This window comes from Brevibacterium sp. Z349TD_9 (genome assembly GCF_056173565.1).
Window position 1 is genome coordinate 3,330,551 of sequence record NZ_CM149680.1, and the last position, 26,005, is coordinate 3,356,555.

A 26,005-nucleotide genomic window follows, 5' to 3' on the forward strand; every position below is an offset into this window, starting at 1 on the left:
GATCTAATCAGTGCATGCGCACCTTCTCACCGCCGCCCAAACCCCGTCCGGGAGACCGCGTCGCGGTCCTCTCACCCGCATTCGCTGCGCCTGCGGTCTTCGAAGCAGTGCACGAGCAGGCGATGCGACGCCTGGCGGACGCGACCGGGCTCGTCCCCGTCGAGTATCCGACCACCCGACAGCTCGGAGCGAGTGCCGAAGCGCGTGCTCGCGACGTCAATGCGGCTTTCGCCGATCCGAGCATCCGCGGCGTGCTGGCGACCATCGGCGGCGACGATCAGGTGACGGTCATCCCGCATCTCGACGCCGCAATCATCGCCGGCAATCCCAAGCCGTTCCTGGGCTACAGCGACAACACGAACCTGCACAACTTCCTCTGGGGACTCGGGGTACCGAGCTTCTACGGCGGTTCGACACAGGTGCACCTCGGGCCAGGTCCGCGCATCGACGACATCCACCTGCAGTCTCTGCGAGCAGCTCTCCTAGAGAGCGGCAGGATCGAACTGACAGACCCAGGCGAGTCAGAGGATTACGGTGTGTCCTGGGACGAGCCTCGTGCTCTCGAGGCATTCGGCGATCGCGAGGCGACAGAATCGTGGACGTGGGCGGGCCCGAGCCGAATCGTCGAAGGCACGACCTGGGGCGGATGCATCGAGGCCATCGACCAGATCGCCATGGCCGGGCGGATGCCCGACACCGCCGACCTCGAAGGCGGAATCCTCCTCCTCGAGACGAGCGAAGAACTGCCCTCCGCACTGGCGGTGAGTCGATTGATTCGCGGACTCGGTGAGCGCGGTGTGCTCGCTGCAGTCGCCGGGGTGCTGGTCGCCCGCCCACCGGTGAGCCGGGGCGGCCAGCCCGTACCCCCGGAGGACGAGCGGGCCCGCCTGCGCGAGGAGCAGCGCGACACGGTGATCGAACAGATCTCTCGCTACAATCCGGAGGCAGTCGTCTGCGTCGGAGTGCCCTTCGGGCACACCCGACCCCAGTGGATCGTCCCTCACGGAGGCACGGTGACACTCGATGGGAAAAATCGCACCGTGTTCGCGGACTATTCCTGAGGCCCCTGCCGGTCAGAGGAGATCGGCAAGCGCGGGCGCGACCGCTGCTCGCACAGCCTCGCGGGCGGCCTCGGGCGACTCGGCCTCAAGAGCTGCGTCGGCAAGAGCACGGCAATCGGCCTGAGAATGGGTGCGCAGAGCCAGTCGCACCGCACCGACCTTGCTCGGCGCCATCGAGAGGCTCGTGACCCCGAGCCCGACGAGGACGAGCGCGAGCAGCGGGTCACCGGCCGATTCGCCGCAGACGCCGAGCGGCCTGCCGGCCTGGCTGGCACCGTTCGCCGCCGCTGCGATCACGTCGAGGACCGCCGGCTGCCATGGGTCGAGCAGCTCGGAGAGCTCACCCTCCATCCGGTCCGCCGCCATCGTGTACTGGGCAAGGTCGTTGGTGCCGAGGCTGCCGAAGTCGACGGCCTCAAGCACCTGACGTGCCCGCAGCGCTGCGGCGGGGACCTCGATCATCACGCCGGCCGTCGCGAGCCCCGCGGCTCGGACCTGCTCGGCGAACCAGCGCGCCTCGGCAGCCGTGGAGACCATCGGCGCCATCACGCGCACATCGGCTCCCGTCTCCGCCGAAGCCGCGGCGAGTGCCTGCAGCTGCGCATCGAGCACATCCGGCCTGGCCTGGGAGAGCCGCAGTCCGCGGCGACCGAGCGCCGGATTCTCCTCGGGCCCGAGATCCGCGAAGGCGAGAGGCTTGTCCGCCCCCGCGTCGAGAGTGCGCACGACGACGCGGCGACCGGAGAACGGAGCGAAGACCTTCCGGTAGATCTCCGTCTGCTCCTCGACGGTCGGGGCCGCCGCGGCGGAGAGGAAGACGAACTCGGTGCGGAAGAGGCCAACGCCCTCAACGTCCTCGGCACCGGCGAGCTCCGCGTCCTCGACTCCCCCGATGTTGGCGAGCAGGGCGACACGGTGACCGTCGGCGGTCTCCCCCGGTCCGGTCACCTCGGCGAGGGCTGCCGCGAGTCGTTCCCGACGCTCCCGCTGAGCCTCGACGGCCGCCGGGGCCGGTCGGACGACAACCTCCCCGCTGCCACCGTCGATCGAGACCGGGGTGCCCGTAGGGATCGTCGTCGCATCATGGACCTGCACGACGGCAGGGATGCCCATCTGCGCCGCGAGGATCGCGGTGTGGCTGGTCAGCCCACCGTGCCGGGTGACGATCCCGAGCACGAGCGAGCGATCGAGCGTCGCCGTCTCGGCCGGCGCGAGGTCGTCGGCGGCGACGACGCTCGGTTCGTTGAGGGTGGGCAGTCCGGGTGCCGGCTCACCGAGCACCTCGGCGATGGCTCGGGCACCGACGTCGCGCAGATCGGTGACGCGTTCGGCGAAGTACCCGCCGAGGGCCTCGAACCGGGCGGCGAACTCCTCGATCGCCTCGGCGATGGCCCGGGTCGGCCCGCTTCCCGCGTTGAGGCGCTTCGTCACCTCACGGTGGAGCGACCGGTCCCGGGCGATCATCGCCGTCGCCTTGAGGATGTCGCGGGCCGTGGTCTCCGCGCTCAGCGCCTTCGCATCGAGCGTGTCGGCGACGTGCATGAAGCTCGCGATCGCCGTCTCCGAGGCGGCTGCGGGATCCTCCGCCGCCGGTTCGTCGGCGGGCGGTTCGACGGGAGCGGCCGCCTGGACGATCGGGCCGTACGCCGATCCGGGGCTCACCCCGAGTCCGTGGAGGACCACAGCATCCGGATGTTCGGCACGAGCCTCGCCGAGGTGGCTGCCGGTGCTCATTGCGCGTCCATGTCCGTGGACAGGAGTTCGACGAGACGGTCGAGCACGACCTCGGCGTCGGCGCCCTCGGCAGTGAGGACGACCTCTTCGCCGTGTTTGGCACCGAGCGCCATGACGCCGAGGATGCTTCCGGCGTCGACGGGCTCGTCGCCCGGACGGCTGATCTCGACGTCGACACCGGATTCGGAGACGGCTTCGACGAAGAGGGAGGCCGGACGGGCGTGGAGGCCGACGGTTGAGGCGATGGTGACGGATCGGGTTGCCATGATCTCTCCTTGTGGATGGGGTCGGCGCGCTTCGCAGCGGACCGGTGGATGGGTGTGGTGCGATGTCCTGTTATGCGGCGACCGGGGCCGGTGCCGGGGTGGTGTCCTCGGTCTTCGCCGTCCGCCTGCGCACTGCCAGGCCTTTGAGGAGGACGACGAGTGCGGCCGTGATGGCGACGCCGACGGCGAGCGCGAGGACGAAGAGCAGCGGCTGGCCGATGAGCGGGAGCACCCAGATGCCGCCGTGCGGGGCGAGCAGCGTCGAGCCGAAGAGCATGACGAGTCCGCCGGTCACCGACGACCCGATGGTCGAGGCGATGATGATCCGGATCGGGTCGGCGGCGGCGAATGGAATGGCGCCTTCGGAGATGAACGAGGCTCCGAGCAGCCAGGCCGCTTTGCCGTTCTCCCTCTCCGGCACCGAGAAGAGCTTCGGAGCGACCGTCGTCGCCAGGGCGAGCGCGAGCGGTGCGACCATGCCGGCCGCCATGACCGCGGCCATGATCTTCAGCTGCGGGGCATCCATGGCGGTGCCTGCCGCCGAGAGTCCGGCGGTGGCGAAGCCGTAGGCGACCTTGTTGACGGGGCCGCCGAGGTCGAAGCCCATCATGGCGCCGAGGATGAGCCCGAGGATGAGCACACCGCCGCCGGTGAGGCTGCCGAGTCCCGCGTTGAGGCCGTCCATGAGCGCGACGATCGGGCGGCCGAGCACGGTGATGAAGAGGCCCGCGGTGACGAGCGTCGAGAGGAGCGGGATGACGACGACGGGCATGACGCCGCGGACCCCCTTGTGAACCTTCCAGCTCGAGATCCATTTGGCGACGAACCCGGCGAGCAGACCGGTGACGATGCCGCCGAGGAACCCGGCGTCCATGGTCACGGCGACGGAGCCGGCGACGATGCCCGGGACGAGGCCGGGCCGGTCGGCGATGGCGAAGGCGATGTAGCCGGAGAGGATCGGCACGAGGAAGCCGAAGGAGGCGGCTCCGATGACGTAGGCGAGCGCCGCCCACGAGGTGAGGCTGGTGAAGTCGAAGTTCTGCGCGATGTTGTACTGGTCGTCGCCGACGAGGCCGTACTTGACGATCTCGATCGCTCCGCTCTCACCGAGGGCGATCTGCGCGAGCATGAAGGACACGGCGATGAGGATGCCGCCGGCGGCGACGAACGGGATCATGTAGGACACACCGGTCATCAGCCACTGGCGCAGCCGGGTGCCGAAGCCGAGGCTCTGGGCAGATTCGTCCTCGGTGCGGGACTCCGCGGCCGCCGCGGCGGTACGGTCGGATTCCTGCGGTCCGGCCACGGCGAGTTCTCTCGCCCGTTCGATGAGCTGGGGTGCCTCCGAGATCGCCTTCTTCACGCCGACGTCGACGGTCGGCTTCCCGGCGAACCGGGCCCGTTCCTTCACCTCGACGTCGTGAGCGAAGATGACGGCGTCCGCCTCGGCGATCTGCGCCGCGGTGAGCGGGGTCGATCCGGCTGAGCCCTGCGTCTCGACGATGATCTCGTGACCGGCAGCGCGGGCGGCGTTCTCGAGGGACTCCGCGGCCATGTACGTGTGGGCGATGCCGGTCGGACACGAGGTCACACCGACGAACCGGAAGGTCCGGTCGGCCGACTCGGCGGACCTCGCTTCCGCGGACGGCGGCTCGGTGGACGACGGCGACGTGGACGGCGATGAGGCGGGAACCGGGGCGGTCGCCTCGGCGGGGGTGTCGGCACCGTCCGTCGTCGGGGATCCGGCAGCCGTCGCAGGTCCGGCAGCTGTCGCAGGTCCGGCCGACGCCGGGGCTGTCGGCGACGTGGCAGCCGTCGCGGACGCGTCATCGTCGAGGTGGACCTGCTCCTCGACGATGGCGACGACCTCCGCCGGGGTCGAGGCGTTGAGCAGCGCCTGACGGAAGTCCTCCTTCATCAGGGCGCGGGCGAGCTGCGGGAGGACCGTCATGTGGGCGTCCCCGCCGTCGGCGGGGGCCGCGATGAGGAAGACGAGGCGGGCGGGACCGTCCTTGGCACCCCACGGGATGCCGTCGGTGGTCCGGCCGAAGACGAGCGAGGGCTCGGTGATCGCGGCGCTGCGGGCGTGCGGGATCGCGATGCCTCCCGGCAGGCCGGTCGCGGTCTTCGCCTCGCGTTCCTCGACGTCGGCGACGAAGAGGTCGAGGTCGGTGCAGCGACCGGTGGCCACGAGGCACTCGGCGAGCCTCCGCGTCGCCGCGGACCGGTCGGCGTCGCCGAGGTCGAGCAGCACCTGTTCGTCATTGATCAGTGGCATGGCGGTTCCTTTCGTGACCCGGTGGGCGAGTCAGTCGTCCAGTGGCAGGGCGAGCTCGGGCTCGCGGGTGATCGACAGCGGGATGTCGACGAGGTGGGCAGGGGTGGGCACGGCGGTGCCTTCGAGCCGCACGGCGGCCGCACCCCACACCACTCCCTGGCTGAGAGCGCTCGCGGCGCCGGCACCCTGGTCGAGTCCGAGCAGCAGGCCGGCGAGCATGCAGTCGCCGGCTCCGACGGTGGAGACGGGGTCGGTGATGACCGCTGTCGCGTGGAGGGCCTCCTCGGCGGTGACGAGGACCGCACCGTCGCGGCCGAGGCTGACGGCGACGTTCTCGACGCCCGCTGCCACGAGCTCCCGTGCCGTGTCGATGACGGATCCGAGGGTGTCGAGACTGCGGCCGCAGAGTTCGGCGAGCTCGATGCGGTTGGGTTTGATGAGCGTCGGTGCGGCGGCGACGGCGGCCGCGAAGGGCGCCCCCGAGGTGTCGACGGCCACCCTGGCCCCGCGAGCCTGGGCCTCGCGCACGAGCGCGGCGTAGAGGTCGGCGGGCGCTCCGGGCGGGAGGCTGCCGCAGCCGGCGATCCAGACCCCGGGGGTGGCGTGCTCGAGCGTGGTCTCGAGCAGACTGTCGACGTCGGCGGCGGTGAGTGCGGGGCCGGCTTCGTTGAGCTTCGTCGTCGTCCCGCCGGGCTCGAGGACGCTGATGTTCATCCGCATGCTCTCGGCGATGGGGACGACCCTCGTGGGGGTGCCGTCCTCGGCGAGCAGCGTCTCGAACAGTGCGCCTTCGGGACCGCCCGAGGGCACGATGACGAGAGGGTCAGCACCCATCGCGGACAGCGCCCGACCGACGTTGACGCCTTTGCCGCCCGGGTCGACACGAGAGGCGTGCGCCCGCAGGACATGGCCGCGGCGCAGCGCGTCGACGGTGACGGCACGGTCGACACTGGGGTTCGGCGTGAGGGTGACGATCATACGGTCACGACCTCCGGTCCCGCGGCGCGCAGCTCTTCAGCGCTCTGGTCGCCGAGGTCGGTGTCAGTGATGATGAGGTCGACGGCGTCGATGCCTGCGAAGCGATGGAGGTGGACCTGCGCGGCTTTGCTCGAGTCCGCGACGAGGATCGACGAACGGCATGCGTCGACCATGGCCCGCTTCGTTGCGGCCTCGGACTCGTCAGGCGTGGTGAGACCGCGGTCGACGTCGAACCCGTTGGTGCCGATGAACCCGACATCGATGGTGAGCTCGGACAGCGCCTCGGTGGTCCACCGTCCGACTGCGGCGCCGGTGAGCTCGCGCACCCGACCGCCGAGCTGGAGGAGTGTGATGCCCGGTTTCGCGGCGAGGGCCGCGCAGATCATCGGGCTGTTGGCGACGACGGTGAGGGCCAGTTCGTCGGGAAGGGCCTGGGCGATCGCAAGAGTGCTCGTGCCCGCGTCGAGGAGGACGCTGCCGCCGTCGGGGATCTCCTCGAGGGCGCGCAGTGCGAGGCGCCGCTTCTCCGCGGCGCGGTGGCCGATGCGCTCCTCGAGCGCCGGTTCGAGCGAGAGGGCCTCGGCCGGGATCGCTCCCCCGTGCATGCGCTTGAGCAGTCCGCGCCGCTCGAGGACCGTGAGATCTCGCCGGATCGTCTCTGCTGTCACATTGAGCTGATCAGCGAGGGCGGTGACCTCAACTCGGCCGGCCGACCGGGCGGCGGCGAGGATGGTCTGTTGGCGTTCGGCGGCGTACACGGATTCATAATCTCACACATTCGGGCATAAACACAGCAAAACCAACATCTGTTTTTGGGAATGCGTTACGCAGATGTGCTGAGCAGGGGCAATGCCGACGAAGTGCGCCGCTCGGGCGCGGACGTCAGGAGGCCCCGCGTTCCCTCCCTGACAAGGGAGCGCGGGGCCTCATCGCGTGACCGGAACTGCCGGTCGCAGTCACGCGAGTCGTGGGCTTCTCAGAGGCGGGCCTACCGTTCGAGCTGACCGCCGCCGAGGGCACGCTGGAGCGGGATGCTCCCGTCCTGCCACGGGGTGATCGCCCAGACGACGGCGTAGGCGCCGAGTCCGACGACGGGAAGGAGGAAGGAGAGAAGGACGAGGATCCTCACGAGCCAGACGTTGAGCCCCGTGACCTTCGCCAGTCCCCCGGCGATGCCGCCGACGATCCGGTCGGGTCCGCGGCGGAAGCCGATCTTGCGGATGGAGTCGAATATCGCGTTCATGTCTTCGACACTACGCCGCGCTCACGCCGCCCCACAGGGGTGAAGACCTGAGACTCGACTGAGGAAACCCATAATCTGCGAAGCACCGGGAGGGTGACGGCGGGGGCCGGCACCGGGATGCCGGCACCGGGATGTCGGCATCGGGACCCGGCCCCCGCCTCGGCGAGGAATCCCCGGCACCCGGACTACGCGGTCCGGCGCAGCTCCGCTCCGGAGACCTTCTCGGTGACGTCGAAGCGCTCCCGGTACCGGCCGGTGAGCAGGCACCACTGCGAATAGAGCGCGGTGCCGGAGTTGAAGACGAGAAGGGTGAGCGGGTAGAGCAGCCACTGCAGCCACATCGTCACGCTCCGCAGCGGCGGCACGTGGACCGGGCGCGGGGGCAGCAGGGCACGGAAGACGACGACGGAGACGATGAGCCCGATCATTCCCAGCTGTTGGACGAGACCGACGGTCATCGGCATCCGCTCGATGAACTCGGTCGCCTGACCGGTCTGCGTGGCGACGACGAAGGGGATCCACCCTCCGACGGCGATGATCACCGAGATCGTCGCGAGGCTGACGTGGCCTTCGAGCAGGGAGAGGAAGCGGAGGAATCCGGGCCAGAACGGGGATCTGGCGTCCCCGGCGAACACCCTCACCCCGACGTAGGGGACGTCGCTCGCGCCGTACGACCAGCGGCTGAGCTGCTTGAACTGCGCGACCATCGTCTGCGCGAAGCTGCCGGCGAGCACGGCGTCCTGGAAGATCGGGACGTGGACGGGCACGACCCGATAGTCGCCGTCGAAGTGGCACCAGCTGCGCCAGTACTGGTGGCCGTCCTCGACGATCGTCCGCGTCGACCAGAACCCCATGTCGATGAGCGCCGGCAGCGGCTGGGAGTGCGAGGCGAAGTTGCGCAGCGCGAAGAGCCGCACCGTCGTCGTGAGGTTCCAGAAGCAGTTCGCGCTCGCGACCACCCGCGACGGCGCGGGCGCATCCCAGATGTTCGTGATGTAGAGGCTGATCGGCTGGAACGAGACCCTGGCCCGGTCCGGCGCGATCGCATATTCGTAAGCGACGCAGTCGAAGTACGACTCGTGCGGGATGTTGTCGCAGTCGAGGGTGGTGACGATGACCCGCTCCGGGTCGATGGCCTCCTCCCGCACCCAGGCGGCGAGCGCCCGCCCCGCGTGCGTGATGTTCGCGCCCTTGCCGGCGATCTCACCGGGGACGCCCGCGGGATGGGGGACGAGTTCGAACGCCCGGAACCGGTCACCGTAGACCGCGGCGAGGCGGCGGGCGGTCTCCGCCATCGCCGGGCCCCCGCGCTCCTCGTAGGCGAAGAAGACGACGATCTGTCCTGGCGAGGTCGAGGTGTGCAGGAGGGCCCGGATCGTTCCGGCGATGACCTCGAAGGGTTCGTTGTAGGCGGCCACGACGACGGCATGGATGAGCGTGGAGGGGCGTATCACCGAAGCGGGATCCGCACGCACCCGAGCGACCTCGGCGAGGTGCTCGGCGGCACGGAATCCGCCGAGTGGGACCGGCAGGGGCGCACGCCCGTCCATCGCCCGCTCGAGGTCGACGAGCCGGGCCCTCCAATCGACGCGGGCGGCCCGCCGGTAGCGGGCGAACCCGCGGGCGACGTCGACGGCTCCGCGCATCGCCCGGACGAAGGTGAGGCCGACGATGGTGAGGACGTAGACCGCGCCGAGCATCGCGTCGAGGAACGGGAGGACGAAGACGAGTGCGATCGCCGTATAGCTGATGAGCGCCGGCAGCGCCTCGAAGAAGCGGTACGCCCGGGTGCGCTCACCGGTCGGCAGTTCGATGTCCGCCGAGGCGGAGGTCCGGGTCCGAGGGGTCCGGACGAGAGCGGAGGGAAGACTGGGCCTGACGGGGAGATCGGTGCCGCGCATGAGGCGGTCGATCCCGGAGGTCGGTTCACCACTGATTCTCACAGTGTTGATCCTGCGGGGGGATTCTGACCTGGGGTTGATCCGCAGGTGCAGGCCAGGTGAACACTTGGAGACGGCAAGCCCGGTTGTCAGGGCATGCGACCTCGGCTCCTCCCCGCTGATTCCGGAACCACCTCGGGGGTCCTCACACCCAGAGCACTTCGGCCTGGGCTCGCACCCGGCCGGCGGCGACATGGTCGGCGAGGACGAGCGCACCGTCGAGGGGACTGCCCGCCGCCTCGACGACGGCGGCGTCCGGGCGCCGATGCTGCGCTTCGGCGCGGAAGGCCTCAAGCAGCGCCTCCCCTGCCTGGGTGAGCCCACCGGTCACCGCGACCCGCTGCGCCCCGGCCGCGGTCGCCGCGGCGACGGCGCTGCGGGCGGCCTCCCGTCCCGCCTCGGCGAGGAGGTCGACCGCGACGGGATCGTCGAGGCGGGCCAGAGTCGCGACGTCGGCGGCGAACTCGGCGAGGAGGCCCGCACGGTCGCTGCGCGTGTAGAACGTCGCCGGCCACGAGCTCGGCTGCCCGAACCGACCGGTGGCCGCCGCGAGCAGTGCGGCACCGCGGACGTCAACCTTGTCGTGGGCACGCAGAGCCGCCTCGAGGGCGAGCCGTCCCAGCCACGCCCCGCCCCCGCGGTCGCCGAAGAGGTGCCCCCAGCCGTCGACCCGCGACCACTGGGCGGTGAGCACGCCGTGGTCGTCGGCGCCGGGGTGGGCGATGGCGATCGCGCCCGTACCGAGCACCGCGATCGCCCCGCCCTGTCCCCGCAGCGCGCCGAGGTGGGCGGTGACGGCATCGATCGTCACCGCGGTCGGGGCGTCCGCTTCGGCGGCGATGACCTGCGCGAGCACCGCGGGATCATCGGTGAGGGAGGCGATCCCGGTCGCCCCGATCCCGATGCCGACGACGCGTGGGAACTGCTCCGGCCACGCCTGCCGTGCCGCGGAGACGAGCCGCCGGATGACGATGGGAGCGCCGCTGCCCTCGGGTCCGATCTCGACGCGGGGCCCGGTGAGGGTGCCCAGGACGGTGTGTTCGCCGAGGCGGTCGGAGCGTGTCGTGTCAGCGTCCGCCGGGTGCGCCGCCGGATCGTCGGCGCTCTCCGGGTATGCGGCGGGGTCCGCGTCCCGGTCTGCGGCGGGGTCCGCGTCCCGGTCTGCGGCGGGGTCCGCGTCCCGGTCTGCGGCCGCGGCCAGCGCGACGCGGGAGCCGGTGCCGCCGACGTCGATGCCGAGGACGAGTTCGGCGGCCTGACAGTCGCGCATCAGTCGCTGCCTCCGGCCGCGGCGATCGCCGCCCGCACCGAACCGTCATGGGTGCTCAGCAGCTCGGCGGCCACGGCGGGAGTCACCTCGGCGAAGGAGACGACCAACGCCGTCTTGAGGTCATCGCCGCATCGGGCGAGGAGGTCGCGGGCCGCTGCCTCGTCGAGGTCGGCGGCGTCGGTGAGGATGCGCACGGTGCGGTCGCGCAGCTTCGCGTTCGTCGCGACGACGGAGACCATGAGGTTCTCCCACGTGCGGCCGAGGGCGACCATGAGGGCGGTGGAGAAGCCGTTGAGAGCGAGCTTCTGCGCGGTGCCGGCCTTGAGCCGGGTCGACCCGGTGACGACCTCGGGGCCGGTGTCGAGGACGATGTGGGCGGCGGCCGCCTCGGCGACAGGGGCGTGCGGGTTGTTCGAGATGAGCACGGTGTGCGCGCCGTTCGCCCGGGCGGCCTCGAGGGCGCCGCGGACGTAGGGCGTCGACCCGCTTGCCGCGATGCCGATCGCGACGTCCCGCTCCCCCAGCGCGGCACCCGCGGTGCGTCCGTCGGTCAGGGAGTCCTCGGCGTTCTCGACGGCGTTGACGAGGGCGGGCTCTCCTCCGGCGATGTGCCCGACGACGCGGCCGGGTTCGAGGTTGAACGTCGGCATGAGCTCGCTCGCGTCGAGCACCCCGAGCCGACCCGAGGTCCCCGCCCCGAAGTAGTGGACGGTCCCACCCGCGCGCATCCGCTCGGCGGCCGTGTCGACGAGGGCCGCGAGCTGCGGCAGGGCGGCTGCGACGGCGTCGATGACGACCCGGTCCTCGGTGTTGAGGAGGCGGAGGACGCCGAGGGCATCGAGGTCGTCGAGGCCCGCACTGCGGGGGTTGCGCTGTTCTGTCGGGGACAGCCGCGGCCGGGCGTCGGCTGACGGTGCGGGCTGGGACTGATCGGTCATGGACGGAGGCTTCCTTCCACCTCGGCGGGGGTGCGGGCAGGGGGAGACGGGTGGCGCAGGGAGAGCAGCCCGCCGACGACGACCATGACGATGACGCCGAGGAGCGGGTACCACTGCCAGGCCACCCAGACCTCACCGGTGACGTACTTCTCCATGATGAAGAAGTACGCGTTGACGGCGATGGCGAGGACGAAGGCGATGTTCGCATCGACGGCGGTCGCGCGCTTGTTGACCATTCCGAAGACGAACGCGCCGAGGAGGCCGCCGTAGGTGATGCCGGCGATGCCGAGGGCGAGGATGACGATGTTGCCGGAGTCGGATTCGAAGACCGTGGCCGGGAGGATGAACGCGATCCCCCATGCGATCGTCGCCCAGCGGCCGACCCTGAGGCCCTCTGCGTCGGTGAGCGGGGTCCGCCTGAACCGGGCCCAGACGTCGGTGACGGTCGAGGACGACAGGGCCGAGAGCGAGGACGACAGGGTCGACATCGCGGCGGCGAGGATGCCTGCGAGGAGGAGGCCGGAGATCCCCGGCGGGAGGCCCTCGATGATGAAGAGGGGGAAGATCTCGTCGTCGCGGGTGAGCCCGAGGTCGGCGGGCAGGGCCTGGTCGTAGTAGGCCCACAGGGCGAGTCCGACGGCGAGGAAGATCGCGAACTGGACGAAGACGACGAAGCCGGAGACGATGAGCGCCTTCTGCGCGTCGGCCTTCGTCCGGCACGACAGGAGCCGCTGGACGATGATCTGGTCGGAACCGTGGGAGGCCATCGCGAACACGGCGCCGCCGACGAACGAGGGGATGAACGATCCGGCCGCGTTGATCGGGTTGCCCTCGAAGACGAACATCTGCAGCTTTCCGGCGGCGGCCGCCTCGGCGAGCCATCCTCCGCCGACGCTCGCGGTGATGACGACGATCGCGAGGACCCCGCCGAGGACGTAGAGGACCATCTGGGCGACGTCGACCCAGACGACGGCCTTGATCCCGCCGATGAACGTGTAGGCGATCGTCACGAGCGCGAGGACGACGATGATGACGAAGTAGGACGTGTGGACGCCGAGGCCGTCGAGGATGACCTTGAGCGGGATCGCTGCGGCGAGGACGCGGATGCCGTCGGCGAGCAGGCGGGTGAAGAGGAAGGTGATGCCCGCCGTCGTCTGCGTCGACTGGCCGAAGCGCTTGCCGAGGTAGGCATAGGCGGTGATCATCTCGCCGTCGTAGTAGCGGGGAAGCATGAGGAAGGCGACGATGATGCGCCCGACGATGTAGCCGAGCGCGAGCTGAAGGTAGGAGATGTCGCCGAGGTAGCTCATCACGGGGATGCCGATGACGGTGAGTGCGCTCGTCTCGGTCGCGACGACGGAGAGGCACACCGCCCACCAGGGCAGATCCCGTCCGCCGAGGAAGTAGTCCCTCAGTCCGCTCTGCTTCCCGCTCAGCTTGAGGCCGAGCCAGGCGGTGGCGACGAGGTAGGCGACGATCACCAGGAGGTCGATGATCTGCATGGTCGGTGCTCCTTCGGTGGGATTCGCGTCGGTGGGGGTCGGCTCAGGTGGGGTTCGCGTCGGGCGGATTCTCCGGCTTCCCCGGGGGCGGGTCGTGCGGGGGCCCGTCGAGGATTCGCAGCCGGCGGGGCCGGCGCTCCAGGGACGCGGGCAGGCGCAGGGGCCTCCACCCCGGACTCAGCCGCCCGGCGATCGTCCGGCGGGTTGCGCCCGTGAGGCTCGGCTCGGTCGACGGCAGGCCGTGCCAGCTCAGCCAGCCGATGAGCGCCATGAGCACGGCCTCCTTCGACCCCTCGGGCAGGCCGAGGGCCGCGTCCGTCGTCTCGAGGGTGACCGTCTCTCCGAGCTCGGCGCGCAGGGCACGCATGAGCGTCGGGTTCCGGGTCCCACCCCCGGAGGCGATGACCGCGGTGACGCCGTGGGGGCGGACCGCCTCGGCGATGGTGCGGGCGGTGAGCGCGGTGACCGTGGCGATCGCGTCGACTTCGCTCAGCCGAGGATGGTCGACGAGGTATCGGTCGAGGTAAGCGGCATGGAAGTGCTCCTTGCCCGTCGACTTCGGGGCGGGCAGCCGGTAATAGGGTTCGCCGAGGAGGTCGCTCAGCAGTGCCGCGTCGACCCTTCCGCGGGCGGCGAGCTCCCCGTCGACGTCGCAGGACTGCGCACCGTCGGCGATCCGGCGGGCGAGGACGTCGATGAGGGCGTTCGCGGGACCCGTGTCGAAGGCGAACGGGTCCTGGTCCGGGGCGATGACGGTGACGTTGGCGATCCCGCCGAGGTTGAGCAGCGCGGTCGGAGTATCCGCATCGGTGAGCAGCATGGCGTCGAGGATCCCGACGAGCGGGGCTCCCTGCCCGCCGGCGGCGATGTCGCGGGAGCGGACGTCGGAGAGGACGGGGACGCCGAGGGTCTCGGCGATCCACGCGGGCTGGCCGAGTTGGAGGGTCGAGGTCACCCGCGCCTCGGCGATGTCGTGGCGCACGGTCTGGCCGTGGGAGACGACGAGGTCGGGGACGGCCCCGACGTTCGCGCACACCTGGGCGAGCGCCTCGGCGCTGAACCGGCCGAGGCGACCATCGACGTCGCTGACGAGGGAGAGCGGCAGCTCGACGGGTTCGAGGAGGCGGAGGATGTCGGTGCGCAGGGCAGGGTCGAAGGGCATCTCCTCGCCGGCGAGGAGGCGCACCCCGAGCTCGTCCGCGGACGGGTCGTGGACGAACTCGGCGAGGGCGACGTCGAGGGCGTCGGCCGAGGTTCCCGTCATCAGCCCGGCGATGATCATGCCCGGTCACCGCTTGCGGGGGTGGGGGTTGCAGGGCGGGCGGCGGGGCGGGCCTCGGCGGGCGTTGCGGGGCGGGCTGCGGGGCTGCCTTCGGGGCTGGCCGGTCGGACGGGGACCGTGAGCTCGGTGCGGACCTTGTAGCGGTCACCGCGGTAGACCGAACGGACGAACTCGAAGGGAACGTCGTCGGCGCTGCGCGAGATCCGCTCGAAGAGGAGCGCCGGAGCCTGCGGTGGAGCCGCGAGGTGGGCGGACTCGTCGGCGTCGAGGAGGGTCGGTTCGATCGTCTGCACGCTGTGGGCGAGCTCGATGCCGAAGCGGGTGCCCAGCAGCTCGTAGAACGAGCTGTCCTCGAGGTCATCGGCGGTGAGGCCGGGGACGCGGGCGGCGGGGATGTGGAGCTCCTCGAGGGCGATCGGCTCCGCATCGGCGAGGCGGAGGCGGAGGATCGTCACGACCTCGTCGTCCTCGCCGAGGTGGAGCTTCCGGGCGATGTGCGCCCCGGCCGGGCCGCGGTCGAAGCCGAGGACGTGCGAGCCGGGAGTGAGTCCGCGGGCGAGCATGTCCTCGGTGAACGAGCTCGCGGCCAGCGGCTGGTCGAACTTCGGGCCGAGGGCGAAGACCCCCGCGCCGTGGCGCCGGCGCACGACGCCCTGGGCGACGAGTTCGTCGATCGCGCGGCGCAGAGTCATCCGGGAGATCCCGAGCTGCTCGGCGAGCTGGCGCTCGGGCGGGAACTGCTCCCCGGCGGCCATGCCCTCGAGGCGATCGAGGAGCTGGTCGCGGATCGAATGGAATTTCGTCACCTCCCCATTGAGGCACAGCTCACATCTGATTTCAAGACCACTGGTCTAATTCTTGCAGGCGGGGTTGCGGTCGGGTCGGCAACCGCTCGGTTCCGATCCGCATGGCATGGATCGATCCGCAGCATATGGATCGCAACCGCGCGGATGGCCGGGATGCGGATGCGAACCGCGCGGTCACCCGACCGAGCGCGAGAGGGCGGTCGGGACGCGGGCATCCTCGCCGAGGTGGTCGACCCGCCGGCGACCGCAGCGTGCACACCGGACGTAGGCGACCGTCCCCGTCGAGACCCGGTGGCGTGACTCCGTCATCCAGCCGTGTTCGCAAGCGTCGGCGTCTCCGTTCGGGGACGGGCTCCGTGTGGTCGTCTGCTCTGTCCTGGTGTCCATGACCTCAGCCTGATGTAATGGTCTTATTCAACTCAACCCTTACGGTGAGTACGCCGTCCTCCTCGCAGCCTCGCTGACCAACGACTGGCCAGGCGACCGCGCCGGCATCGAGGCCCGGACTCGGGAGTTCGGGATGACGATGGGGTTCACGCCGACGCCGACCGACCTCGGCGACACTCGCGCCGTCATCGACGAATGGCTGAGCGTCGTCGATGCCGAGAGCCCGGAAGCCCGCGCGGAGCTGCTCAACGCGATCATGGCGAGCGCGGCGGCATTCCCGCGGCTCGTCGACCATGACGACGAGGGCTGGCACCTGCACTACCGTGATGCCGATCAGTCGCTGGCCCACGTGCTGCGGGCCGTCATCTGCGTCGGCACAGCCCTCCACCTCACGACGCGCGGCATGCACCGTCTCGGCAGGTGTGCGGCGGGGCTGTCTCCGGGCGACCCGTGTGCGAACGTCGTCGTCGACGTCACGCGCGGCGGCCGTCAACGGTACTGCTCGGTCCGGTGCGCCAACCGCGATGCCGTGCGCCGCCACCGCGCGAAAAGCACCCGTACGTCAGACTGAGGGCGGGATTGCGGCCGGGTCAGCAACCGCTCGGTTCCGATCCGCATGGCATGGATCGATCCGCAGCGTGTGGATCGCAACCGCGCGGATGGCCTGGATGCGGATGCGAACCGCGCGGCTGAGCGCACGCATTCGTCGCGAGGGGTTCCCGTGGGAGACGCCAGTTCCTAGCATGGTGACATGACTGAATACACGGGACAGACACTCACCGACGCCCTCGAGGCCGCGGGGCTGAGCGACTGGCACGGCGCCGACGAGTCCATCGTCGCCACCTACGCCACCGGAGACTTCGCCACCGGGCTCGAGTTCGTCAACCGGGTCGGTGCCGCCGCCGAGGCGGCCAACCACCACCCTGACATCACGCTCACCTACCCGAGCGTCGAGATCACCCTGACGAGCCACGACACCGGTGCGGTGACCGACCGCGACCTCAAGCTCGCCGCACGGATCAGCAACTTCGCCGCGGAGGCAGGCATCACGGCTGATCAGCCGCAGTGACCTAAGCTGAACGAAGCCACCGTTCGCCTGCTGAGGGGAGACTCCGTGTACGCCGCTGCCGAGAACCGCTACGACTCGATGACCTACCGCAGAGTGGGCCGATCCGGTCTCGTCCTGCCGGCACTGTCGCTGGGCATGTGGCACAACTTCGGCGACGATGTCGCCTTCCAGACCCAGCGCGACTTGGTCCGCCGCGCCTTCGACCTCGGCATCACCCACTTCGACCTCGCGAACAACTACGGCCCGCCAGCCGGATCGGCCGAGATCAACTTCGGCCGGCAGCTGCGCGAGGACCTCGGCCCCTATCGCGATGAGCTCATCATCTCGACGAAGGCCGGCTGGGCCATGCACCCCGGCCCCTACGGCGGACCCGGCGGCAGCCGGAAGTACCTGCTCTCGAGCCTCGACGCGTCGCTCGCCCGCCTCGGCCTCGACTACGTCGACATCTTCTACTCCCACCGCCCGGACGCCTCGACTCCGCTCGAGGAGACCATCGGCGCGCTCGACACCGCCGTGCGCTCGGGGCGCGCCCTCTACGCAGGCATCTCCTCGTATTCGGCCGCCGACACCGCCCGCGCCGCTCAGATCGCCGACGACCTCGGCACCCCGCTGCTCATCCACCAGCCCTCGTACTCGATGCTCAACCGCTGGATCGAGGACGACGGTCTCCTCGACACCACCACCGAGCATGGGCTCGGCGTCATCGCGTTCTCCCCGCTCGCCCAGGGCCTGCTCACCGACAGATACCTCGGCGGAGTGCCCGAGGACTCGCGGGCCGGCAAGGACACTCCGTCGTTCAAGGACGGGTTCCTCTCCGAGGACAACCTCGCCCGGATCCGCGGACTCGGTGAGATCGCCGCCGCCCGCGGCCAGTCACTCGCCCAGATGGCGCTCGCCTGGGCGCTGCGCGATCCCAGGGTCTCCTCGCTCGTCATCGGCGCGAGCCGCGTCGACCAGCTCGAGAACAACGTCGCCGCCCTCGACTCCGCGCCGTTCACCGACGACGAGCTCTCCGCGATCGACGACTTCGCCGTCGATTCGGGTGTCGACATCTGGGGAGACGCCCGTCGGAGCACGCAGAGTTGAGCCTGGGCCGTCCCCATCCGATCAGTCCGCCGCGTCGAGGAGCGCTCCCGTCCGGCCCGACCACTGCGGTCGGAACGCGTAGACACAGACGAGTCGGAGCAGCGCCGACCGTTCGTAGAGCCGCACCCGCGCCAGGTCGCACCCGCCCGCCGAGGCGGCGTCCGCGATCGCCGTGAGCACGACGTCGGTCTGGTCCTGAGTCCAGATCCCCTGCTCGCGCCGCCAGCGGGCGTGCGCGCGGAGATTGCCGAGGTCAAGTTCCCGCTCCCCCGCGCACGCCGTGTCGACGTCGAGCAGTCCCGGCCCCGCCTCGGCGTCCCACATCAGCTGCTTGTCGTGGAGGTCGCGGTGGAGGGGACCCCAGGTCCCGGGCCCGCGACCGCCGAACACAGAGGAGACGTGGTCACCCGCTGAGGTGGAAACGGTCCCGCGCAGCTCGCCGATGACCGCGGCGAGGAGCGGATCGAGTCCGGCCGTGAGCGCGCCGAGGTGGTCGTCGGCCCGGTCGCGCCAGTCCTCGAGCACGCGGGCTTCGTCCGCCGCGGTGTGCTCTGGAGCATCCGGGGCGAAGGAGCCGCCGTCGGGCGCACTGCCGGCCCGAACCCACGCGTCGAGGCAGGCCGTCCAGGCGCGCGCCCAGTCCTCCCCGATCCCGGCGGGATCATGGAGGTCGACTCCTGGGACTCGAGACAGGCGCACGGTCGAGTCGTCGGCGTCGAGGACCGTGGGGAGGGTGAACCCTGCGGCGAAGGCGGCGGCGCGGTCCTGACCGGCGAGGATGGCCGCAGCCCTGCCGGCGCGCACGCACTTGGCGAAGGTGCCGTCGGCGAGGGCGACGACGGCGCGGCGGCCGGGCCGATGCGAGACGAGCCGGGCCGCACCCGCTTCCCCGAGAGCACGGGCGAGTCCCGGAAGTTCGGGGTCGACCCCTGCAGGGAGCATGGTCACCTCGGGCACGAGCGGAATCGAACCTGCGTCGAGGTAGCCTGCACGCAGCTCACCGTGAGCGTTCGCCTCGAAGGCGATCCTCCGCTTATTCGCCGGCCACGCCCGCCGCACCCGTGCCTCGGCACCGTCGATGCGCACTGTCGACGGGATCGGGCCGCCCGCACTGGGGCCGGAGTCGGCGTCGGCGGCACCGTCGGCGTCGGTGCCCGCGCTGGTGCCGGAATCGGCGTCCGTGCCGGAGCCGGAGTCCGCGCCGCAGCCGGAGTCGGTGCCGACGTCGGCGGCACCGTCGGCGTCAGCGTAGGTGGGCCGGTGACTGCCGCGATCGGCTCCCGAAACGAGTGCCTTCTCTGCGAGCACGAGGTGCCGGTCGGTGTGCTCCCGCCAGTCCGGGCGGCACGATCGCCACGGTTCGATCGCGGTGACGAGCAGTGCCCAGGCCGTCCATGCCTCGAGTGCCCCTGCAGCGGTCGGACCCGCGACCCCGGCTGACTCGGCGCGCATCGTGAAGCCGCCCGCGCGGTCGTACCCGCGGAGGAAGCCCGCTTCGAGGCCCGGGCCGTGTCCGTCCTCGCGGAGCCGGCACGCGGCGGTCCACCGGCCGAGGTCCATCCCGGTCGGTCCGACCCCGGCCCGGTCGAGATCGATGATCCGCGGGTCGCCGTCGCCGACGAGCACCTGGTCAGGGCTGAGATCGCCGTGGATCGCCCGATTGCCGCGGAGGACTCCCGCGGATTCGAGCCGCTCGCCGATCCGACGCGTCAGCTCGGCGACTCGTCCGTCCTCGCCGAGGAGACGCGACAATGCGCGCTCGGCGTCGGCGAGCATCGCAAGCGGCTCGGCACCGCGCTCGGCCGGGGAGACCTCCCCGGCACCGTGCGCATGGAGGTGGGCGATCGACTCTCCGACCGCCTCGGCGAGGGTGGGATCCGGATTCCCGTTGAGGTCCCCGGTGCCCCACCATGGCGTGCGCACGGCGCTCTCCTGCTCGCCGAGGCGGTGGACGGGAAGGGTCGGCAGGCCCCATCTCAGCCACTGCTCGGATGCGGCGACCATGGCAGAGAGCGAGCCGGTGCCGATCCGAACGAACTCGGCACCGCGGTCGGGAGCGCGCAGCAGCACCCGACGGCCGGGGTTGCAGCCGACGACGGTGCACGCGTCGAGGTCGAGGGTCGTCGCAGCCGCGACGAGGGGCCGGGCGAGCTTCGGATCGGCGCGCACTCCCCCGCTGAGCAGGACGAACCCGGTGTCGCTCACCGCGTGGTCGAGCACGGTCTCCCCCACCCGCGCCGCACGCCGACGGAGGTTGGCGAGTTTGTCGGGATCGGCCATCACCGCGGTCCACCCCCACCCTCCGAGGTGGTCGACCCCTGGCCGCCGCCAGGCGACGATCGCGCTGCGGCCGGGTTTGATCCGGATCCGCACGGGTTCCAAGGGGAAGCCGAGGTGCGCGCTCAGGGCCCCGGGCGAGCGGAGGTCGGCGAGGAAGGGCACACCGAAGTCGGGGGTCGTTCCGGAGGCAGAACCGTTCGCCGTCGGAGCTGTCGCAATGGTCACGGTCGACTCGACTGCCGTCATCGGGCGGCTCCCATTCCCACGGCGGTGCGGGACGCGTCGTCTGCGGCTGCGTCGTCGGCAGCAGTGTCGACGGCGGCCGCCTCAGCGACGGGGGCCGCCTCGGCGACGGGCTCCTGCGACACCCCGGCGCTCACGGTGTCCTCGGCCTGGTCGCTCATCCACTGGGCAACGCGGCTCGTCGGGTCGGCTGCGAGATCCTGGGGAGAGCCGTCTTCGACGATCCGCCCGTCCTCGAGCCACACGACCCGGTCAAGGCCTCTGACCATGGCGACGTCGTGGGTGATGACGATCCCGGTGCGGCCTTCGGTGAGCGCCCACAGGGACTCGGTGACCTGCGCTCGGGTGCGCGGGTCGAGCCCGGTGCTCGCCTCGTCGAAGACGACGACCGGGGCGGAGCGGACGAGGGCCCTGGCGATCGCCAGACGCTGCCTCTGCCCGCCGGAGAGCGTGTCCCCGCGGTTGCCGAGCACGGTGTCGTAGCCCTCGGAAAGGGCACGGATGAACTCGTCGGCACGGGCGGCGCGGGCGGCGGCCTCCACCTCGGCGTCGGTGGCGTCGAGGCGGCCGTACCGGATGTTCTCCCGCACGGTCGCCGCGAAGAGGACGGACTCCTGGAGGAGGACGGAGACGCTGCCGCGCAGGGAGGCGCGGGTGACGTTGCCGGTGTCGTAGCCGTCGAGGTAGATGCGTCCCTCCTCGGGTTGGGCGAGGCGGAGCAGGTAGCTCGTCAGGGTCGATTTGCCTGCCCCCGAGGCGCCGAGGATCCCGATCCTCTGACCGGCGGGGATGAGGAGGTCGAGGCCGTCGAAGAGCGGCCGGCCGTGCCCGTCGCGGGAGCGGATGCCGTCGAAGACGACGTCGCCGCGCACCGGTCCCATCGCCACCGCTCCGGGGCGGTCGGCGATCTCGATCGGTTCGTCGAGGAGGTCGGCGATCCGCTCCCCCGACGCGGTGGCGCGGGCGATGCGTCCGGTGTACTTCGCCATGTCCCGCAGCGGCTTCATCGCGATCTTGAGGTAGAGGAGGAAGAGGACGAGGTCGCCGGGGGTCATCGCCCCGCGGAGCACCTGGTAGCTGCCGAAGGCGAGGACGAGGGCCTGGGAGATGCCGACGAGGACATCGGTCGAGCGTTCGAGGCCGGCGGCGAGGCGGCGGGCACGCACCCCGGCCCGCAGGGCGCGTTCGTTGCCGTCGGCGAAGTCGGCGGCGACGGTGCGTTCGAGTCCGTAGGCCTGGACGACGCGGATCGCTCCGAGCGCCTCGGCGGCGGACCCAACGAGGCGACCCTCCCCCTTACGGGTCGAGCGGGAGGCGGTCGTGATCTTCGGCGTCGAGACCCGGGAGAGCACACCGTAGACGACGGCGGTGGCGAGGACGATCGCGCTGAGCACGGGGTCGAGGACGACCATGACGACGAGGAGAACGCCGAGCGTGATGATGTTGCCGAGCAGGGGCAGGCCCGCGGTGACGGCGACCTCCTGGAGGCGGCCGATGTCACCGACGAGCCGCTGCGAGGTGTCGCCGATCGAGGCGCGCGAATGGTACTTCAGCGACAGCGCCTGGATGTGGTCGAAGACCCGGGTGCGCAGCTGGGTGGCGACCCGCGCGCCGACGAGGGCGAAGCAGATCGTCGAGGCGTAGTTGGTCACGGCCCGTCCGGCGACGATGACGGCGAGGCCTATCGCCGCGGCTGCGAGCGTCGTCGCGACCCCCGTCCCGAGGTCGAAGCTCGCGTCGATGTTCGCCCCGAGGGCTGCGGTGACGGCGTCGACGGCGATCTTGATCGGCCACGGTTCGAGGATGCGGAAGACGACGTCGGCGAGCAGGGCGAGGAGGCCTGCGATGATCAGCCACGTGTGGCGCCCGAGGTGCGGGGTGATGATCCGCAGCGTCCGTCGCAGGGCGCTCGGGGTGGGGCGGGTCGGGCTCGGCGTCATGCGGTCTCCAGGAGGACGGGGTCGAGGATGTCGCGGCACCGGCTCGTCCACGAGTGCCGGGCCAGCGCCTCGGCGCGGGCGGCCTCACCCATGCGGGTGCGCAGGGCGGGGTCGTCGATGAGCGATTGGAGCGCCTCAGTGAGGGCGGCGAGGTCGTCGGGCGGGACGAGGAGCCCGGTCCCGGTGCCGGCGATGAGGTCGGGCAGGGCCCCGACCGCCGAGGCGACGGTGGGCAGGCCCGCGGCCATGTACTCATAGACCTTGAGCGGGGAGAAGTAGTTCGGCCCGCCCGGGTAGGGGGCGGATGCGATGTCGAATCCGCGCAGGTGGGCCGGGACGTCGGCGGGGGCGACGGCCCCGTGGAAGGTCACCCGCTCCCCCAGGTCGAGGTCGTCGGCGAGGCGTGCGAGTGTTTCGGCTTCGGGACCGTGGCCGACGATGTCGAGGTGGAAGGCCCCGCGCAGTCCGGCGGCCGCACGCAGCAGCCGGTCGGTGCCGTGCCACGGTTTGAGGGTGCCGACGAAGCCGATGTGCACGGGAGCATCGGGTGCCTGGTCGCCTGGGCCGCGCGTGCCGGGGACGATGCGGTCGGTGTTGACGCCGTTGGGCACGACGGCGACATCGTCGAGCCCCGGGTAGTCGCGGTGGACCCACTCGGCGACGGCCTCGCTCACGCACACGAGCCGTGCCGCCTGCCCGAAGCTCACGGCCGTGGCCCTGACCGCATGATCGTCGTGGATGAGTCCGCGGTGCGTGCGCTGCTCCTCGATGAGCGGGGCGTTGACTTCGAGGAGCAGCGGCACGCCGAGGTGCTCGCTGATCCTCGCCCCGGCCGTCGAGAAGAGGGAGTACCGCTCGTAGACGACGTCGATGCCTGTGTGCTCGCCGGCCACGAGGTCGGCGAGGAGGTCGGAGACCCGCAGGAGGGCGATCTCCCGGCTGCCGCGCTCGAGCCCTGCGGGCAGCTCGAGGCGGACGACGTCGAGGTCGGCGAGGTCGGCGGGCACCGCGTCATCGGTGCGGGTGCAGAACACGGTGACCTCGTGGCCGAGCGCGCGGAAGCTGCGGATGACCTCTTGGGCGTGGACGCTGGCACCCTTGGTGCCGAAGACCCCGATGCCGGGGTCGAGGAGGACGTAGGCGATTCTCATGAGGCGACCTCGAGTTCCTCGACCGGCTGGTCGACATCGTCAGCAGGCCGGTCGATGAGATCCGCGAGCGCCCGGGCCTGCCGCCGGGAGTCGTGGAGGTCGGCGACGCGGTCGCGCGCGGCATCGGTGATCCGGCGCAGGGACTGCGGATCATGGGCGGTCAGGTCGATCACCTCGGCGACGGCGGAGGCGATGGCATCCGGGTCGGTGCCGTCGACGAGCCAGCCGGTCCGCCCGTCGATGACGATCTCGGGCACGGCGGTGACGCTGCCGGCCACGCAGGGGATGCCCGCGGCCATGCCCTCGAGGAGGACGGTGGGCAGACCGTCGACGTTGCCGTCGGAGCCGGGGACGAACGGCGCGACGAGGGCGGTGTGGTCATCGACCATCGCTGTGACCTCCCGCTGGGTCAGTGCCCCGTGCATCGTCACGGTGTCGGCGAGGCCGAGCTCGGTGATCTGCTCGTGCAGCTCCGCCTCGAGCGGGCCGGTGCCGACGAGGTCGAGTCGAACGTCCCGCCCGGACTCCAGGAGGAGTGCGAGGGCGGGGAGGAGGTGGGTGAAGCCCTTCTTCTCGACGAGGCGCCCGACGGCGAGCAGTCGCGCGACCCCGCCTGCAGGTCGGCCCGGACGGTAGGGGAAGCGGTCGAGTTCGAGTCCGTTGCGCACGACGTGGATCCGCTCGGCGAGGACCGGTCCGAGGCGCCGGCGCAGGTAGTCCCGGTTGAAGTCGCTGATCGCGACGACGTGGTCGGCGTCGGCGGTCTTGCGGGCGAGGTCGGCGGTGACGACGCTGTCGTGGAAGATGTCCTTCGCGTGCGTGGTGAACGAGTACGGGATCCCCGCGAGCAGGGATGCGGCGCGGGCCACGGTCGTCGCCACCGAGGCGAAGTGCGCGTGGAGGTGGGTGACACCGTGCTCGCGGGCGAGCCGGGCGACGGCCAGCGACTGCGCGGCGTCGTCGTGGTCGAGTCCGACGAGGTCGCCGAGGTTCTCGGCCGTCCCGTCAGCGAGCACCGGGTCCGCTGCCGCCTCCTGCCACAGCTGCCAGAATCCGTGGGCGCTCGGGGGGCGGGGGACGTGGATGACCGGGGCCTGGACCCGGGCGAGCTCCGGGTGGAACCGAGCGTCGGTGCACGGGCGCAGGGAGAAGATGACGATGTCCTCCCCCGCCGCCTCGCGGGCGAGGATCTCGGAGACGATGAAGGTCTCGGAGAACCGGGGATACATCTTGAGGACATAGGCCCGCCGAGGCGGGATCTGGCGGGGGACGGTCTCAGACGGCACAGCGGGCCTCCTCGGTGAGGGTGGTCGGGCGGGCGGGAGCGAACGGGAGGGTGCCTGCGGCCGAGAGGAGCTCGGCGGCGAGGACTGGGACCCGGCGCAGGCCGTCGCGGTCGATGTGATCGCGGGAGACCTCGGACCCGGCCCGGGAGCCGAACCAGTCGCGGAGGAACTCCGGGGTCGCCTCGGTCAGGGGTGCGGAGTCAAGGGCACCGGCGGCGGTCAGGGCTGCGGCGCGCCGCGGCTGCTCCTGGCGGTGTCCGACGCGCGGGATGACGAGGACAGGGGTCCGGGTCGCCATGACCTCGGCCATCGTGTTGTATCCGCCCATGCACACCAAAGCCTCGGCGCGGGCGATGAGGCCCGGCATGTCCGAGCTGTGCCGGACCACGGAGGTGCCGGCGGGGGCGAGGGCGGTGAGGCGGTCGACCTCGGCGGTCGCCATCTGCGGGCCGACGACGACGAGGTGGCGGTGGCCTGCGGGTGGGGCGGCGAGGATCGCGCGCTCGGCGAGGGCGGCACCGTCGGAGCCCCCGCCGAGGCAGGTGAGGACGAAGGGCGCGGCATCCGTGAGTGCGGGATCGGCGGCAGGGACGGGCGTCGAGGGTTCGCGGCGGGCCAGCGAGAGGTATCCGGTCATCCGGGTGAGGCGAGCCAGTTCGGCCGGCACTTCGCCGGTGGCGCGGGGGTCGTAGACCTCGGGATCGCCGTAGACCCACACCTCGTCGAACGCTCGGGCCACGGCGTCGGGGCCGCCCACACGGTCCCACTCGGCGGCGATGACCGACGGGTCGTCGAGGACCTCCCGGAGCCCGAGGACCGTGCGGGTCCCGTGGACGCGGCAGCGGTCGAGCGCCTCGGCGAGTTCGCCGTCGATGCCGAAGGGGTGCCGGTCGACGATGAAGAGGTCGGGCTGCTGCTGGTCGAGGACAGCGGTGATCGCTGCGGATCGCAGGCTGCGCAGTCCCTCCATCGTCGAGGCGAGCGCGCGGGGAGCATATCCGCCGTTCGCGGGGGTGACTCCCGGCAGGATCATCCAATCCCATCCGGTCGGCAGGTCGAAGCGGGCGGCTTCGGGGCTGCCGGCGATGAGCAGGCCGCTCACCGGTCGACCGGTGAGTTCAGGCAGCTGCGCGGCGAGAGCGAAGGCGAGCGCCCGGTTGCGGCGGATGTGGCCCAGCCCCAGGGAGTCGTGGGAGAAGAGCGCGATACTCAGATTCTCTGTCATACCACTCAGCTTGGCCTCGAAGATTAAGCCCCAGGTAAGA

The 26,005-nt window shown here is 71.2% G+C and carries 22 protein-coding genes; 4 read left to right on the top strand and 18 right to left on the bottom strand.

Annotation, left to right across the window (positions count from 1 at the left end; genetic code table 11):
- Positions 1-14: 14 nt before the first annotated feature.
- Complete coding sequence (locus AC0VYB_RS15465) at positions 15-1,061, top strand: S66 family peptidase (RefSeq protein WP_475384809.1); 1,047 nt, start codon at positions 15-17, stop codon at positions 1,059-1,061.
- A 12-nt stretch (positions 1,062-1,073) separates the two neighbouring features.
- On the opposite strand, the gene ptsP is transcribed toward AC0VYB_RS15465, so the two are convergent.
- The 13 genes from ptsP to AC0VYB_RS15530 all read right to left on the bottom strand — a co-directional run bounded on the left by ptsP (position 1,074) and on the right by AC0VYB_RS15530 (position 15,685).
- Positions 1,074-2,795: a phosphoenolpyruvate--protein phosphotransferase gene (ptsP, locus tag AC0VYB_RS15470; protein ID WP_475384810.1), complete on the bottom strand. Its 1,722-nt coding sequence runs from the start codon at positions 2,793-2,795 to the stop codon at positions 1,074-1,076.
- Positions 2,792-3,061 carry an HPr family phosphocarrier protein gene (locus AC0VYB_RS15475; protein WP_095376328.1) on the bottom strand — a complete coding sequence of 90 codons (270 nt, stop codon included), beginning with the start codon at positions 3,059-3,061 and terminating at the stop codon, positions 2,792-2,794. Before AC0VYB_RS15475 ends, ptsP begins: the two co-directional genes overlap by 4 nt.
- A gap of 70 nt (positions 3,062-3,131) precedes the next feature.
- A complete protein-coding gene (locus tag AC0VYB_RS15480) occupies positions 3,132-5,339 on the bottom strand; it encodes a PTS fructose transporter subunit IIABC (RefSeq protein WP_475384811.1) in 2,208 nt (735 codons plus the stop codon).
- Positions 5,340-5,369: 30 nt separating this feature from the next.
- Positions 5,370-6,317: a 1-phosphofructokinase gene (gene pfkB, locus AC0VYB_RS15485; RefSeq protein ID WP_475384812.1), complete on the bottom strand. Its 948-nt coding sequence runs from the start codon at positions 6,315-6,317 to the stop codon at positions 5,370-5,372.
- The gene (locus tag AC0VYB_RS15490) at positions 6,314-7,075 is read right to left on the bottom strand and encodes a DeoR/GlpR family DNA-binding transcription regulator (protein WP_009380978.1); all 762 of its coding nucleotides are present in this window, start codon (positions 7,073-7,075) and stop codon (positions 6,314-6,316) included. The genes pfkB and AC0VYB_RS15490 overlap by 4 nt, the downstream gene beginning before the upstream one ends.
- Before the next feature lie 230 nt (positions 7,076-7,305).
- Positions 7,306-7,560: a PspC domain-containing protein gene (locus tag AC0VYB_RS15495; RefSeq protein WP_095376332.1), complete on the bottom strand. Its 255-nt coding sequence runs from the start codon at positions 7,558-7,560 to the stop codon at positions 7,306-7,308.
- Positions 7,561-7,745: 185 nt separating this feature from the next.
- Positions 7,746-9,503, bottom strand: a complete 1,758-nt coding sequence (locus AC0VYB_RS15500; RefSeq protein ID WP_475384813.1) for a glycosyltransferase family protein — start codon at positions 9,501-9,503, stop codon at positions 7,746-7,748.
- Between the two features lie 142 nt (positions 9,504-9,645).
- Positions 9,646-10,770: an N-acetylglucosamine kinase gene (locus AC0VYB_RS15505; protein ID WP_475384814.1), complete on the bottom strand. Its 1,125-nt coding sequence runs from the start codon at positions 10,768-10,770 to the stop codon at positions 9,646-9,648.
- The gene (murQ, locus tag AC0VYB_RS15510; RefSeq protein WP_475384815.1) at positions 10,770-11,708 is read right to left on the bottom strand and encodes an N-acetylmuramic acid 6-phosphate etherase; all 939 of its coding nucleotides are present in this window, start codon (positions 11,706-11,708) and stop codon (positions 10,770-10,772) included. Before murQ ends, AC0VYB_RS15505 begins: the two co-directional genes overlap by 1 nt.
- Positions 11,705-13,210: a sodium:solute symporter gene (locus AC0VYB_RS15515; RefSeq protein ID WP_475384816.1), complete on the bottom strand. Its 1,506-nt coding sequence runs from the start codon at positions 13,208-13,210 to the stop codon at positions 11,705-11,707. The genes murQ and AC0VYB_RS15515 overlap by 4 nt, the downstream gene beginning before the upstream one ends.
- 43 nt (positions 13,211-13,253) lie before the next feature.
- The gene (locus tag AC0VYB_RS15520; RefSeq protein ID WP_475384817.1) at positions 13,254-14,474 is read right to left on the bottom strand and encodes an anhydro-N-acetylmuramic acid kinase; all 1,221 of its coding nucleotides are present in this window, start codon (positions 14,472-14,474) and stop codon (positions 13,254-13,256) included.
- A gap of 14 nt (positions 14,475-14,488) precedes the next feature.
- Entirely contained in the window at positions 14,489-15,298 is an 810-nt protein-coding gene (locus AC0VYB_RS15525; RefSeq protein ID WP_131247906.1) for a GntR family transcriptional regulator, read from the bottom strand.
- A gap of 174 nt (positions 15,299-15,472) precedes the next feature.
- Positions 15,473-15,685, bottom strand: coding sequence for a hypothetical protein (locus AC0VYB_RS15530; RefSeq protein ID WP_063251014.1), 213 nt, complete (start codon positions 15,683-15,685; stop codon positions 15,473-15,475).
- 25 nt (positions 15,686-15,710) lie between these two features.
- Between AC0VYB_RS15530 and AC0VYB_RS15535 the strand changes: the two genes are divergently transcribed.
- From AC0VYB_RS15535 to mgrA, 3 genes are all read left to right on the top strand, one after another.
- Entirely contained in the window at positions 15,711-16,256 is a 546-nt protein-coding gene (locus AC0VYB_RS15535) for a CGNR zinc finger domain-containing protein (RefSeq protein ID WP_063251013.1), read from the top strand.
- Between the two features lie 180 nt (positions 16,257-16,436).
- Complete coding sequence (locus AC0VYB_RS15540; RefSeq protein WP_063251030.1) at positions 16,437-16,754, top strand: 4a-hydroxytetrahydrobiopterin dehydratase; 318 nt, start codon at positions 16,437-16,439, stop codon at positions 16,752-16,754.
- A 45-nt stretch (positions 16,755-16,799) separates the two neighbouring features.
- Positions 16,800-17,840 (top strand): L-glyceraldehyde 3-phosphate reductase, encoded by a 1,041-nt coding sequence (gene mgrA, locus AC0VYB_RS15545; RefSeq protein WP_131247899.1) that lies wholly within the window; start codon positions 16,800-16,802, stop codon positions 17,838-17,840.
- A 21-nt stretch (positions 17,841-17,861) separates the two neighbouring features.
- Here the strand turns inward: mgrA and AC0VYB_RS15550 are convergent, their stop codons facing one another.
- Genes AC0VYB_RS15550 through AC0VYB_RS15570 form a run of 5 tightly spaced genes read right to left on the bottom strand, consistent with a single transcriptional unit; the run spans position 17,862 to position 25,965 of the window.
- A complete protein-coding gene (locus AC0VYB_RS15550; RefSeq protein WP_475384818.1) occupies positions 17,862-20,366 on the bottom strand; it encodes a hypothetical protein in 2,505 nt (834 codons plus the stop codon).
- Positions 20,363-22,303 (bottom strand): ABC transporter ATP-binding protein, encoded by a 1,941-nt coding sequence (locus AC0VYB_RS15555; protein WP_475384819.1) that lies wholly within the window; start codon positions 22,301-22,303, stop codon positions 20,363-20,365. The genes AC0VYB_RS15550 and AC0VYB_RS15555 overlap by 4 nt, the downstream gene beginning before the upstream one ends.
- A complete protein-coding gene (locus tag AC0VYB_RS15560) occupies positions 22,300-23,454 on the bottom strand; it encodes a glycosyltransferase family 4 protein (protein WP_259820253.1) in 1,155 nt (384 codons plus the stop codon). The genes AC0VYB_RS15555 and AC0VYB_RS15560 overlap by 4 nt, the downstream gene beginning before the upstream one ends.
- Entirely contained in the window at positions 23,451-24,740 is a 1,290-nt protein-coding gene (locus tag AC0VYB_RS15565) for a glycosyltransferase (RefSeq protein ID WP_259862233.1), read from the bottom strand. Before AC0VYB_RS15565 ends, AC0VYB_RS15560 begins: the two co-directional genes overlap by 4 nt.
- A complete protein-coding gene (locus AC0VYB_RS15570) occupies positions 24,730-25,965 on the bottom strand; it encodes a glycosyltransferase family protein (protein ID WP_259820248.1) in 1,236 nt (411 codons plus the stop codon). The genes AC0VYB_RS15565 and AC0VYB_RS15570 overlap by 11 nt, the downstream gene beginning before the upstream one ends.
- Between the last annotated feature and the right edge of the window lie 40 nt (positions 25,966-26,005).

Coding starts and splice junctions, on each gene's coding strand:
- ptsP (WP_475384810.1), bottom strand. CDS start 2,795: ATGAGCACCGGCAGCCACCTCGGCGAGGCTCGTGCCGAACATCCGGAT.
- AC0VYB_RS15550 (WP_475384818.1), bottom strand. CDS start 20,366: ATGACGGCAGTCGAGTCGACCGTGACCATTGCGACAGCTCCGACGGCG.
- AC0VYB_RS15475 (WP_095376328.1), bottom strand. CDS start 3,061: ATGGCAACCCGATCCGTCACCATCGCCTCAACCGTCGGCCTCCACGCC.
- AC0VYB_RS15505 (WP_475384814.1), bottom strand. CDS start 10,770: ATGCGCGACTGTCAGGCCGCCGAACTCGTCCTCGGCATCGACGTCGGC.
- AC0VYB_RS15540 (WP_063251030.1), top strand. CDS start 16,437: ATGACTGAATACACGGGACAGACACTCACCGACGCCCTCGAGGCCGCG.
- murQ (WP_475384815.1), bottom strand. CDS start 11,708: ATGACCGATCAGTCCCAGCCCGCACCGTCAGCCGACGCCCGGCCGCGG.
- AC0VYB_RS15570 (WP_259820248.1), bottom strand. CDS start 25,965: ATGACAGAGAATCTGAGTATCGCGCTCTTCTCCCACGACTCCCTGGGG.
- AC0VYB_RS15495 (WP_095376332.1), bottom strand. CDS start 7,560: ATGAACGCGATATTCGACTCCATCCGCAAGATCGGCTTCCGCCGCGGA.
- AC0VYB_RS15555 (WP_475384819.1), bottom strand. CDS start 22,303: ATGACGCCGAGCCCGACCCGCCCCACCCCGAGCGCCCTGCGACGGACG.
- AC0VYB_RS15515 (WP_475384816.1), bottom strand. CDS start 13,210: ATGCAGATCATCGACCTCCTGGTGATCGTCGCCTACCTCGTCGCCACC.
- AC0VYB_RS15520 (WP_475384817.1), bottom strand. CDS start 14,474: ATGACGGGAACCTCGGCCGACGCCCTCGACGTCGCCCTCGCCGAGTTC.
- pfkB (WP_475384812.1), bottom strand. CDS start 6,317: ATGATCGTCACCCTCACGCCGAACCCCAGTGTCGACCGTGCCGTCACC.
- AC0VYB_RS15560 (WP_259820253.1), bottom strand. CDS start 23,454: ATGAGAATCGCCTACGTCCTCCTCGACCCCGGCATCGGGGTCTTCGGC.
- AC0VYB_RS15530 (WP_063251014.1), bottom strand. CDS start 15,685: ATGGACACCAGGACAGAGCAGACGACCACACGGAGCCCGTCCCCGAAC.
- AC0VYB_RS15480 (WP_475384811.1), bottom strand. CDS start 5,339: ATGCCACTGATCAATGACGAACAGGTGCTGCTCGACCTCGGCGACGCC.
- AC0VYB_RS15465 (WP_475384809.1), top strand. CDS start 15: ATGCGCACCTTCTCACCGCCGCCCAAACCCCGTCCGGGAGACCGCGTC.